The organism is Acinetobacter sp. SH024 (assembly GCF_000163635.1).
Lineage (GTDB): Bacteria > Pseudomonadota > Gammaproteobacteria > Pseudomonadales > Moraxellaceae > Acinetobacter > Acinetobacter pittii.
The window spans coordinates 269,531-282,052 of record NZ_GG753600.1; the positions used below are offsets into that span (position 1 = coordinate 269,531).

Consider the following 12,522-nt stretch of genomic DNA (forward strand, 5'->3'; position numbering starts at 1 on the left):
TAAATTTTAATCATGCTGAGTTTGGAAGCCCTTCCAGATTTGCTGAACTGATTTGTTATCGCTCAAGTTATTTTTAAAAATGTAAATATCTTGCGGCAGGCAGTATTCATTATGGTCCAACATGACCAATTTTCCGGTAGCGAGATCTTCCTCTACATTAATTTTTGGAATCCATGCTACACCTAAACCTTGTAATACAAGCTCTTTCAAGTTGGTAGCATTGTCAGTTTCATATAAGGTTTTATAGATCAGTTTACCTTCAATCAATTGATCGACCAATTTGCGCAAATAAGCATGTTTACTATAAGCAAGTAATGAAAAATTACTCTGAATTGTATGCTTAGGCGTATGATCTGCTTCGGTAGCTGACACTGGAACAATCTCTGTTTCTGCGATCTTGATGCCACTTAAAATATCATCACCAACTCGATTAATATTAGATCGATCTGCATAACAAATCATAAAATCGCAGGCACCTTCTTTTAAAAGAGATAAGCCTTCACCACTATTCGTTGCGACAATTTCAATTTTTAAATCACGCATAAATGTTGGGAACTTTTTTAAAAAAGTGGTTAAAAAACCAGATGCTAATGAGTGGACAACACAGAAACGAATCGTAGATTCGGTTTCATTTTTGATGTTTTTAATCAGCTTTGCTGTTTCTTCTACCTGTTTCTCAATATTTTTAGACATCACCAGCATAATCCGTCCAATGTCTGTAAATTCAATATTATTTTTATTATTTCGAATAATAACTTCAGCTCCGATCATCTCTTCTATTTGCTGAATTCTACGCGTAAACGCAGATTGACTAATAAATCGTTTTTCGGCTGCTTTTGAAATAGAACGCTCACGCTCAAGTGTCAAAAGGTCTTCTACCCAACGTACTTCTAAGTTCATTTTATGCATTCCCTTTTTATAGTTATGTCCTTAATCTGTCTGGTTGGGAAGCTGAATAAATAGCTGAATAAATAGCTGAATAGATGAATAAAAACTATAAAACATGGGAGTACCTGCAAAAATGCGATGGAGGGTTGGCAAAGCCAAACAATAAAAGTAAGTATTTAAATAATTCTGACATAGAAAAGAGCGTAAGAGAATAAAAGACTTTGATTTAACTCAACAACTCATACAAATATAAAATTATTACTCTAAAAATTATTTTAAATCAAAAAGTAAGGAGCATATAACGCAAGTAAATAACAAGTTTTAAGTTAATAAAAAATAGAAATAATCCTATGCTTTAATCATGTTTTATTTTTTATAAAAAAGTCCGCACCTTGGGGAAGAATACGGACTGTAAAACTGAAAATGACTATCTTGCTTATTTCAGGAATTAAGCTCTTTGACTCAATAAATTCATTTAAATCAGAAGATATGCTTGTAGTATAGCTCAGTCCATAAAACCTGACTATTCTACTAAAGTATTTAACTTAAGATTGAATAAAAACCGAATTTCTAATATTCACCAATGAGGTAATATAACTTTCTTGAAATTTCAACCATCATATTAGAAGTATATTGAGTAATTTCAAAAACTTGCTTTTTCTGGGGATTGAACACCATATTGTCGTTTTCATCACTAAAAAAGATATAAGTGGTGTATTTATCCATATGGTGGATATGCTCTTTTAAGCTTAATTTTTCCCCAGAATTGGGATCATAGGCGATAAACTTCATTCTCATGAATTTTGTCTCTATACATACAGTCTTTTACCCAAATTTTAAGAAAATCTAGATAAAACAATATTTTGATGGATAATATGGAATGGTTAACCTAAGAACTAAGTCTACTTGTAAGATATGGGCACAATACTATTAGCTTTGTTTACAGAGGTTTCAGCAGAAGCGATTGATTGCTCTGCTTCTTTAAGCAGACGAGAAGTTTTAGACTCACTTTTCTCTTCACCATGGAAAAGCACATAGTATGTAAAACTTCCCAAAATAATTAATGCGGCTGTGACTTTTAACATAAACTTAAAACTAAGATTTTTTCGTATTATAGTGTTTTTTATGTGAAATGCATCACATTTTTATATGAATTTGTTAGATAAGCTTCACTTTAAAAGCTAATAATAAAGATAATTAAGTTGATATTTCACTTAAATTAACTAGTCTTAATTTTTACAATGGGTTTCTTTCAAAAATTAGATGACCATTCATTGTATCAAGCAAATTTTGAAATTAACTTCATCTAAATCTTAAGTTTTTAATTTATAAAGTTAAATTAATAGTTGAAAATGAACTTTCCTAGTTAGTTGACTATAAAATTAAAAAATTGATATGCAAAAAATGCATAATCAACTTGATAAATGCATTAGAAGTGAAGCATTTCGAAATCTAATATGAATTATCTTCTTTACTAATTCGAAGTTTAATGATGAACGCTGAAATTACCACCCGTATTGAGAAGGATCTTATTGGTTATAGAGAGATCAATAATAACGACTATTACGGAGTTCAAACATTACGTGCTCTAGAAAACTTTAATTTAACTCAAAGCAAGGTCGGAAATTTCCCTCACCTTATTAAAGCCTTAGCAATGGTAAAGCTTGCTTGTGCTGAAGCGAACTATAATTTAAAAAGTTTAGATCAGACTAAATTTGAAGCGATTGAATACAGCTGTAATCAACTTATTCGTGGTAATTTTCATGACCAGTTCCCGATTGATATGATGCAAGGCGGTGCTGGTACTTCAACCAATATGAATGCAAATGAAGTATTAGCAAACGTCGCTTTAGAATATATGGGACACGCAAAAGGCCAATATCAATATTTGCATCCTAATAACGACATTAACATGTCACAGTCAACAAATGACGTGTACCCTACTGCGATTCGCTTAGGTTTGTTATTAAGCTTAGATGAACTAAATCTTCCTTTTAACAATTTAATCTTAAGTTTCCGCAATAAATCTCAAGAATTTGCTCATATCCTAAAAATGGGCCGTACACAGTTACAAGACGCTGTGCCAATGACATTAGGTCAAGAGTTTGGTGCTTTTGCAGTAACTTTACAAAAAGACCTTGAACAAATTAACACGCTTATTCCAAATGTTTTAGCGTATATGAACCTTGGTGGCACGGCGATTGGTACGGGAATTACTACTGAATATAGTTACCGTGAACTTGCGATTCAAGCGCTTGCAAAAATTTCTGGTAAGAAAATTAAGTCTGCTCCTGATCTAATCGAAGCAACTTCAGATATGGGTGACTTTGTTCTTTTATCTGGTTTATTAAAGCGTACCGCAACTAAACTTTCAAAAATTGCCAATGACTTACGTTTACTTTCAAGTGGTCCACGTACTGGCATTAATGAAATTAATTTAGAAGCTCGCCAACCGGGTAGCTCGATCATGCCGGGTAAGGTAAACCCAGTTATACCTGAAGCAATGAACCTTGCTTGTTTCCAAATTATTGCAAATGACTTGGCTGTAACTTTAGCTGCTGAGGCTGGTCAATTACAGTTAAATGCAATGGAACCACTTATTGCATTCAAACTATTTGAATCGATGGATTTGCTTGGTAAGGCAATGGCAATGTTCCAAAGTAAGTGTATTGATACAATTACGGCGAACCCTGAGCATTGTAAAGCTTTGGTTGAAAACTCAATTGGTATCGTGACTGCACTTAACCCATATCTAGGTTATGAAACTACAACTCGTATTGCTAAAACTGCAAACGAAACTGGACAAAGCGTATTGGCTTTAGTTCAAAATGAAGGTTTATTATCGGCACAAATGCTTGATGATATCTTGTCGATTAATAATATGGTTAAACCAAAAATGTCGGCTTAATTACTGAAATAAAAAAGGAGCTTTTATAAGCTCCTTTTTTATTTGTTTTATATTTTAAAAACTGAAAGTTGTAGAGAACTGAGCTGTACGTGGATTACCTAAAAATAAATAGTCATCACCCATAAATGCCCCTACATCACGCCAATATTTCTTATTAAACAAGTTATCAATATTGAATCTAAAAGTTGTGTCATGCCCCGCAAAATTTGTTTTATAGGCAGCACCAATATTAAAGACGCTATAACCACCTACTTTTGCCGTTCCCTCTTTGTTTGCATATTTACTGCTACTGTATTGCATACCACTGAGTAATCTTAACCCTTCAACGGAAGGTACTTTATAAGATAACTGCGCAGTTGCGCGGACTTTTGGTACATTTTGAGTTTGATGCCCTTTGTAGCTGTCATTATCAATATCAACTAGACGAGATTTGGTATAGGTAATACCTGAACTTACATCGAGTTTATCAGTTAAAGCGCCTGTTAAACCTAATTCAATACCTTGATTGTGTTGTTCACCTTGTGAAACAAAATCGAAAGTTCCTTCTGCATTCACTTTGCTATATTGATTGTCTTGTTTTAAATCAAAAATAGCTGCTGTTACTAAGAAGTTCCGAATTTGTTGCTTAATACCAATTTCATATTGTTCAGAGTTTTTAGGAGATAGAACTTCTAGAGCATTATTAGCGAACCACGGAGCTTCACCACCATCCGATAAACCTTTGGCATATGAAGCATAAAGGTTAGTCCCAGCAGTTGGACTATACATGAGCGCTAATTGTGGCAAGAACTTGTTTAAGTCGGTATCACGACTTTGTTGCCCATCTGAATTATAAGTTTGCTCATCAAGATGAATAAGTTTTCCACCGAGTAAAGTTGACCATTGATCATTAAATTGAACTCGGTCAGATATAGTAAATGCAGTCTGATCACTTTCTAAGGCTTTATAGCGATCACCTAAGCTTTCCGATGACGGACTATAGTCAATCGTATCTTCATAGATATTGCCTGTTCCTACCACTACATTCAGTGGTGTATGGTGCTTTAAGGTTTTATATGTACGTTGTAATTCGAAAGCGATTTGATGCTGGATATTAGCAGTGTTGAATTGACCATTTAACCCAGCAGCGAACTGGTTAGTAATACGTGTATCATCTGGGCTGCGGAAGTCATAAATGTCATAATTTCCGTGTTTATCAAAAGTATTGCCCAAACCAGAATATTCACAAATATCGTTATAACATCCCCATGGAAAAGCACTATTATCATCAATCACAACACGGCTTTGTGATGCACTTAAGGTACCATTCCATTGATCGTTAAATGCATATTGATATTTCAAACTTGCATTTACACTGTTATTTACAACAGGTTTACTCCAAGACTGATAACCCAATAAACGGTCTTGATCTACATTTGTTGGTACTTCTTGTCCATCAAGCAGTTGATAACCCGGTACTGAACGTTGACTTTGATGCTGGGCTTCAATATCAAACAATAATTTAGAACGCTCATTAATTTTCCAGTCTAAAGCAACTGAACCAAATTCTCGTTTACCATTTGCGTGATGAACATTTGGATGGATGCTTTCATGCGCTAAATTGATTCGATAACCAAAACTATCATTAATAAAGCCGCCAACATCTGTTGCTAGTGTATAACCGCCTTCTGAATTTGCATCTACAGCAATGTTTTTAACATCGGCAGGCCGTTTGGTGACATAGTTAACCACACCACCTGGTGTCGACATTCCACTTTGAATTGCAGAAATGCCTTTTAAGATTTCAACTTGTTCTTTATTTTCTAAAGCCACGTTTTGTTCGCCACGTATAGTATGGCCATTAATGAGATAACTTGAGCCTAAATCAAGCGCAAAACCACGTGCTACAAAATTTGGATAGTAGCCAATTGCAGCGTAGCCATCCCCTAACGAAGAATCGTTTTTAATAACATCAGTTAAAGTTTTTGCGTGTTGGTCTTCTATACGCTCAGAGGTAATGGTTGTAATAGATGCAGGAACTTTCTTTAAATCATCAGTTTGAAAACCTGATAAATTAACTTTTTTAGACGTATATAGTGCATCATTATTTTGTGTAGCATTCACAGTAATGGTTGGGAGCTGCGAAACCTCCGCTTCATTTGCATAGACGACAGATGTTATGAGTGCAATAGATGAAGCCAATGCTGTTTTAGAGCATGTCATGAAGTGAAGATTTATCGAACGTCTTTCCATTGAATAACTACCTGCCATACCGTGCATAATTCTAAAGCGCTAGAAATGAGTGCGGAGTCTATTTTTAGCCACGCAAGAATACAGCTACATATATTGAGAAACAATACATTCTGTACTTTTTCGATTAAGTGTATTTGATACAAATTTTATGAACTTATCATTATATAAATTTCATTTATTTTATTAGAAATTGACGCTATAACTTTTTAAGTATTACCAAATATTCGAAATAAACTTAAGCTCGAAATGAAACTTAAAAGGAGAAATAAAATAGAAAAGTACCGTTGTAAATTAGCTCACTGATTTTAAATAGAATTAATTATTAAGTTAAATGAAAGGAAGTGTTCGATCATTGGTAAAATTATCTTTAAATCGAACAAAAGGACGTAATTTTACTAGAAACGAATTTTAAAATTAGAAAAAATGAATGGTTAGGAATTTAAGGAAGTGCTCAGGATTGAGTGATATTTAAAGTTTCATTCTATTTTCTATCCAGCATATCTAAAAATTCCTCATTTTTGTCTGCAAAATGATGGAAGAAATATGACATACACTCAGGAAGAAAAACGTAGCAGAATACGTGGGATTGTAGGCGCAGCCTCTGGTAATTTAGTTGAATGGTTCGACTTTTATATCTATGCAGTATTTGCTGCCTACTTTACTCAAGCATTAACAGCACCTGATATGGATAGTACGACTAAATCTATCTATGTTTGGGGCGTATTCGCTGCAAGCTTTTTTATGCGTCCTATTGGTAGTTGGGTATTTGGACGAATTGCAGACCGGCATGGTCGAAAAAAGTCGATGGTCATCTCAATTTGTCTGATGGCTTTGAGTTCTTTTCTATTTGCAGCCCTACCTACTTATGACCAAGTCGGCTTATTTGCCCCTTTTCTTTTACTGGTAGTGCGCTTACTTCAAGGCTTATCGGTTGGTGGTGAATATGGTGCAGTAGCAACATATATGAGTGAATTAGGATTAAAAGGCCAACGTGGTTTTTACTCATCTTTCCAATATGTCACCCTCTCTGGTGGTCAGTTACTCGCAAGCTTACTTGGTGTAATTTTATTAACGTTCTTAAGTGAACAACAATTACATGATGGTGGATGGCGTATTCCGTTTGTTATTGGTGGTATTGCAGCAATTTTATCTTTGCTTGCACGTAGTCGTTTAGAAGAAACGCTTTCTCATCAAGACAGCGAACGAAAAGAATCTGGCAGCTTAAGAGAACTCTTTAAGAAACATTGGAAAACCTTTTTATTGGTGGTTGGATACACTTCTGCTGGTTCATTAACGTTTTATGTAGAGACCGTTTATTCAAAAACCTATTTAACCAATTTAGGGATGGATGGAAAAACCGTTGGTTATATCATGACCTTCGCCCTATTTGTCTATATGTGTGCTCAACCTGTATTTGGTGCTATTTCCGACCGTATTGGGCGACGCTCTTCAATGTTGGCCTTTAGCTTATTGTCTGCGATTTTTATCTACCCAGTCATGGTGATCGGGATGCGTGCCTATATTGATTCGCCGATCATTATTGCCTTGCTACTCATTTTTATGATGATGTTACTCAGTTTCTATACATCTATCAGTGGCTTGGTAAAAGCTGAAATGTTCCCACCTCATGTGCGAGCTTTAGGTGTAGGATTTTCTTATGCGGTGGGTAATGCGCTGTTTGGTGGTTCTGCACCTTCAGTTGCCTTACAGTTTAAAGCTGCCGGAATTGAAAATACCTTCTTTATATATGTCATTGTCATGCTGATTATCTGTTTCTTATGTAGCCTTGCGCTTCCTAAAAAACCAGATTATTTAGAACATGATCATTAAAAAGTAAAAGATAGATATTCTTCTAGAGATTTTTTAGAAGAATATCTTTTTAAAATAATAAGAAAGTCATTTTTGTTCTGTATGCTATAGCTGCCTAGCACATCTAACTTATTCAATTAACTAAAAGTTACTAGTTTTTGATGTTCTTGATCCGTATGAATCAATTTTTTGATGGGATAAAAAATGGAAAACGAAAAATCCCCTTTACCTGAAAGTATTATTCAAGTCACCTTCTGGCAAGCCTTTTTATTTTGGCTCAAGCTCGGCTTTATTAGCTTTGGGGGACCAGCTGGACAAATTGCTGTGATGCATCAGGAACTCGTTGAGCAAAAACGCTGGATATCCGAAAAAAGATTTTTGCATGCCCTGAACTACTGCATGTTATTACCTGGTCCTGAAGCACAACAATTAGCAACCTACATTGGTTGGCTTATGCATAGAACTGCTGGAGGATTAGTTGCAGGTATTCTATTTGTATTACCCTCCTTATTTATTTTAATTGGGCTGTCTTGGGTTTACATAAAATTTGGAGATGTTCCTGTTATTGCAGGCATTTTCTACGGGATCAAGCCTGCCGTCACCGCAATTGTCTTTCATGCAACATACCGTATAGGTAGCCGCTCACTTAAGAATAAATTTTTATGGTTCGTCGCAATTGCTGCGTTTCTTGCCATTTTTGTCTTAAAGCTCCCTTTCCCGCTTATTGTTTTATCAGCAGGTATTGCTGGCTATTTAACAAGTAAAAAATACCCGGAACTATTTTCCTCAGCAGCAGGACATAAATCTAGTCAAAAAGATTATGGTTCGGCATTTATTGATGATGATACCCCGCCCCCAGAGCATGCTAAATTCCATTGGCCACGGTTAGCTAAACTTATTTTTGTAGCAATCGCTTTATGGCTATTGCCAATTTTAGCTTTAGGCGCATATTTTGGATGGCATCATTCTTATACTCAAATGGCGTGGTTCTTTACCAAAGCTGCTTTACTTACGTTTGGGGGGGCCTATGCAGTTTTACCTTATGTCTATCAAGGAGCTGTAAATCATTTTGGATGGCTTTCACCTACACAAATGATTGATGGTTTAGCTTTAGGTGAAACTACACCGGGTCCACTGATTATGGTAGTGGCTTTTGTTGGCTTTTTAGGAGGCGTCAATCATTCATTACTTGGCTTTGAGCATCTATTTTTTGCTGGAGCACTTGGTGCAGTCATTGTGACTTGGTTTACCTTTCTCTTTTCATTTGTATTTATTTTTGCGGGTGCGCCCATTATTGAATCTACACATAATGAAATTAAATTTACTGCGCCACTCACTGCAATTACCGCGGCTGTGGTCGGTGTAATTTTAAATCTCGCACTATTTTTTAGTTATCACGTGTTATGGCCACAAGGCTTTTCAGGGCATTTTGACATTGTTGCAGCCTTCATCACTGTTGGTGCATTTATTGCTTTATTCCGCTTTAACGTGAACGTGTTATATGTGATTTTTGCATCAGCGCTGGTTGGACTCGCTGTCACTTTTTTTAGTTAACTATTGATTTAAATATTTTTTAAATTCAGAAAATCTTATCAATAAGGCCGAACAGTTTCTTTTCTGTTCGGCTGTTTATATTTTTACCCCGCTAATTGTGCGATTTGTGCTGCTGCATTATCTAAGGCAGCTTGACGTGCTTCTGGGCCGAAAGCGATCCCTTCCGCGCGCACAAAAGTGATATCAGTCACCCCAATAAAATTGAAAAACGCTTTGATATAAGTTTCTTGATAGTCTAAAGCTTCGGCTGGTGAACCTTCTGAATACACACCACCACGCGAAGAAGCAATAATGACACGTTTCCCTTCTACTAAACCTTGAGGACCGTTTTCCGTGTAACGGAATGTTTTACCAGCAACAGATAGACGGTCAAGCCACGCTTTTAACTGTGATGGGAAGCTAAAGTTATACATAGGTGCGCCAATTACAACGATATCTGACGATAAGAACTCATCCAAATATTGGGTGTTTCTTGCAACACGTTGTTGCGCTATTTCATTATTAGGTTCAACACCTTGCCATGCTAAAAACTCAGCATCAGACAAATGAGGAATTGGCTCTAAAGCAAAATCGTGATGAATAATTTCTGCATCTGGATAAGCTGTGCTGAGCTGACGAATAACAGATGAGGTGAGTTGGCGGCTAACAGACTGCTCACCTAAAATACTTGTGTCAATTTGAAGTAGTTCCATCGCTTATACCTACAGTATAAAATTGTTACTTGAGCTAATTATGTTACTACTATTATTCTTATGCACAAGAAGGCACATTTAGGGAACCAAGTAATATGACTGTAACCATACCTCATGATATCCAGAGTTCAGATTGCCAAAGAGTTAGTCAAGTATTGGCTAGAGTTGGAGAGAAATGGAGCATACTCATTGTAATGACACTTGCATCACATCCTCATCGCTTTTCTGAAATAAAGAGACGTATCAATGGAATATCGCAGCGTATGCTTACATTGTGTTTGCGTGGTTTAGAACGAGATGGGTTGGTTAAACGTACAGTTTATCCTGTAGTTCCACCTCATGTTGAATATGAATTAACTCCACTGGGCCATTCACTTACAGAACCCGTAATTGCTTTAGGCCAATGGGCTCAGCAGCATATTGCGGATATTGATGCGGCAAGAGCTGCATTTGACGCAGCTCAGGAGAAACCAATTACATTAGACACTTAACGTAACTGCGAAGGACTCATGCCATAAAACTGTTTAAAGCGATGACTTAAATGGCTTGCTGAACTAAACCCACATACTAGAGCAATATCTTGCAAAGAAAGCTGAGATGACTGAATTAGTCCTTTGGCCTTAGTTAAGCGTCTTTGCATGACATATTGGTGAGGCGCCATATTCATGGACTGCTTAAACATATGAGCAAAATGGTATTCGCTTAAATTCACAACATTTGCCAAATCAGACAAAGTGAGTGCCTGATCTAGATGATCTTCAATCCATTCCTGAATATATTTGAGTTTATGAGGTGCCAGCCCACCCTTGATAGTAGGCTGTTGCCATTGAACACTGCTATATTTTCGAATTAAGTGATTCAACAATAAACTGGCAGTGGTACTCATTTGCAAATGATTTGAAGAATCTTGCCAATCGCAATCTAACAAGAAAAATTGATATAACGCCCGAATCCGTTCATCGTCATTAAAGACAACTTCGTTTAGTTCAATTTGATTCGGCTCTTTGTCCCATATTTTTTCAGCAACATCACGCAAATGTTGGTCGGTGTAGTACAAGTGGACAAATTTAAGTCCACCACGTATGTCCCAAGTCGACTCCTGATGCTCGGGCAATAGGCAAAAACGTCCTGGTCCACCGCCATTTTTCCAGCCCGCAGGTGTTTTTTGATAGCTTTCATAACCATCTTGAATATAAAGACTTAAAGTGTGGTGATCGCTACAGACACTTACACGATCTTGCTGATTAGACCAAAATGCAAGTTGCATATTTTCATCAAGCACCACAGTTTCGTGAAGCTTGGCTTTAGACTGCTGCAGCTGTTCTAAAGTTTGATAAGCCATGCAAAATTAAAACGAATATGATTGAGCTTAAGTTAACCATATTCAGCAAAATTCAGCTAGTTTAGATCTATAAAAAACGCAAGATCTTGCATGTACAACACAAGAATATATACGTGAAAAATGAAGCAATCCTAGATACTTAAGTTTGGTAATCGAGGATGAAGTTATGAATATTTTACTCTATGTTGCGGTGGTGTTGATTTGGGGAACAACATGGATTGGAATTGCCGTTCAAAGCCATTATGCAACACCAGTTGTCGCAATTTTATGGCGTTTTGCCATTTCAGCCTTATTACTGTGGGTTGTTTTACTATTTTCAGGAAAATTACAGCGAATTGCTTTAAAAGATCATTTGTTCTGTATGCTGCAAGGCCTTTGTGTTTTCGGCCTAAACTTTATTTGTTTTTATACCGCAGTTAAATATGTAAACAGCGGTTTAGAGTCCGTTATTTTTTCGATGGCCGTTTTCTTTAATGCTATTAATGCGCTAATCTTTTTTAAGCAAAAACCATCACCAAATTTTGCCCCAGCTGCAATTCTAGGACTCATAGGTATTGTTTTACTGTTTTGGCATGACCTTGTTAATAGTCAGTTTAATGCACAATTATTAATGGGTATCGGTCTGTGTGCAGTAGGCACTTACGGTTTTTCTTTAGGGAACATGATTAGTGTTAGACACCAAAAACGTGGTCTAAATATCTTTTCAACCAACTGTTATGCAATGACTTATGGCGCATTGGTGATATTAAGTCTAGCTTTATTTACTGGCCAAGATTTAATGCCTCCAATGAATTTCCCATTTTTAAGCTCGGTACTTTACCTAGCAGTATTTGGTACGGTTATTGGGTTCTCTGCTTACTTTTCTCTTGTTGGACGAATTGGCGCAGCCAAAGCAGCCTATAGCACGTTGCTCTTTCCTTTAGTTGCTCTAACAGTTTCTACTTTCTTTGAAGGATATGTATGGGCTTTAAATGCGGTATTTGGAATTTTATTAATCTTACTTGGTAACTACTTAATGTTTAGTAAGTTAGAAATTGGAAAAAAGTTATTTAATAGTCAAAAAAATTGTGAGAAGCAGGCCTAAAAGCCTGCTTTTT

At 36.2% G+C, this 12,522-nt stretch carries 11 protein-coding genes; 5 read left to right on the forward strand and 6 right to left on the reverse strand.

Annotated features, from left to right (window positions below):
* Nucleotides 1-6: 6 nt before the first annotated feature.
* The 3 genes from HMPREF0013_RS07195 to HMPREF0013_RS07205 form a co-directional block, all read right to left on the reverse strand.
* Nucleotides 7-900: a LysR substrate-binding domain-containing protein gene (locus HMPREF0013_RS07195; RefSeq protein ID WP_002113716.1), complete on the reverse strand. Its 894-nt coding sequence runs from the start codon at nt 898-900 to the stop codon at nt 7-9.
* A gap of 558 nt (nt 901-1,458) precedes the next feature.
* Nucleotides 1,459-1,680, reverse strand: a complete 222-nt coding sequence (locus tag HMPREF0013_RS07200; RefSeq protein ID WP_014206692.1) for a hypothetical protein — start codon at nt 1,678-1,680, stop codon at nt 1,459-1,461.
* Between the two features lie 110 nt (nt 1,681-1,790).
* Nucleotides 1,791-1,973 carry a hypothetical protein gene (locus HMPREF0013_RS07205; protein WP_002113649.1) on the reverse strand — a complete coding sequence of 61 codons (183 nt, stop codon included), beginning with the start codon at nt 1,971-1,973 and terminating at the stop codon, nt 1,791-1,793.
* A 404-nt stretch (nt 1,974-2,377) separates the two neighbouring features.
* Between HMPREF0013_RS07205 and HMPREF0013_RS07210 the strand changes: the two genes are divergently transcribed.
* Nucleotides 2,378-3,796 carry an aspartate ammonia-lyase gene (locus HMPREF0013_RS07210; protein ID WP_005802236.1) on the forward strand — a complete coding sequence of 473 codons (1,419 nt, stop codon included), beginning with the start codon at nt 2,378-2,380 and terminating at the stop codon, nt 3,794-3,796.
* A 54-nt stretch (nt 3,797-3,850) separates the two neighbouring features.
* On the opposite strand, the gene HMPREF0013_RS07215 is transcribed toward HMPREF0013_RS07210, so the two are convergent.
* Entirely contained in the window at nt 3,851-6,055 is a 2,205-nt protein-coding gene (locus tag HMPREF0013_RS07215; RefSeq protein ID WP_002113754.1) for a TonB-dependent siderophore receptor, read from the reverse strand.
* Nucleotides 6,056-6,571: 516 nt separating this feature from the next.
* Between HMPREF0013_RS07215 and HMPREF0013_RS07220 the strand changes: the two genes are divergently transcribed.
* Together HMPREF0013_RS07220 and chrA are read left to right on the forward strand one after the other, a co-directional pair.
* A complete protein-coding gene (locus HMPREF0013_RS07220) occupies nt 6,572-7,858 on the forward strand; it encodes an MFS transporter (RefSeq protein WP_002113740.1) in 1,287 nt (428 codons plus the stop codon).
* 183 nt (nt 7,859-8,041) lie between these two features.
* Nucleotides 8,042-9,391: a chromate efflux transporter gene (gene chrA, locus HMPREF0013_RS07225; RefSeq protein WP_005076109.1), complete on the forward strand. Its 1,350-nt coding sequence runs from the start codon at nt 8,042-8,044 to the stop codon at nt 9,389-9,391.
* A gap of 83 nt (nt 9,392-9,474) precedes the next feature.
* On the opposite strand, the gene HMPREF0013_RS07230 is transcribed toward chrA, so the two are convergent.
* The gene (locus tag HMPREF0013_RS07230) at nt 9,475-10,083 is read right to left on the reverse strand and encodes an FMN-dependent NADH-azoreductase (protein WP_002113669.1); all 609 of its coding nucleotides are present in this window, start codon (nt 10,081-10,083) and stop codon (nt 9,475-9,477) included.
* A 95-nt stretch (nt 10,084-10,178) separates the two neighbouring features.
* On the opposite strand from HMPREF0013_RS07230, the gene HMPREF0013_RS24300 reads away from it, so the two are divergent.
* Nucleotides 10,179-10,574: a winged helix-turn-helix transcriptional regulator gene (locus HMPREF0013_RS24300; protein WP_001983845.1), complete on the forward strand. Its 396-nt coding sequence runs from the start codon at nt 10,179-10,181 to the stop codon at nt 10,572-10,574.
* On the opposite strand, the gene HMPREF0013_RS07235 is transcribed toward HMPREF0013_RS24300, so the two are convergent.
* The gene (locus HMPREF0013_RS07235) at nt 10,571-11,425 is read right to left on the reverse strand and encodes a helix-turn-helix domain-containing protein (protein WP_000331400.1); all 855 of its coding nucleotides are present in this window, start codon (nt 11,423-11,425) and stop codon (nt 10,571-10,573) included. The genes HMPREF0013_RS24300 and HMPREF0013_RS07235 overlap by 4 nt on opposite strands.
* A 166-nt stretch (nt 11,426-11,591) precedes the next feature.
* Between HMPREF0013_RS07235 and HMPREF0013_RS07240 the strand changes: the two genes are divergently transcribed.
* Nucleotides 11,592-12,509 carry a DMT family transporter gene (locus HMPREF0013_RS07240; RefSeq protein ID WP_002113912.1) on the forward strand — a complete coding sequence of 306 codons (918 nt, stop codon included), beginning with the start codon at nt 11,592-11,594 and terminating at the stop codon, nt 12,507-12,509.
* Nucleotides 12,510-12,522 lie beyond the last annotated feature (13 nt).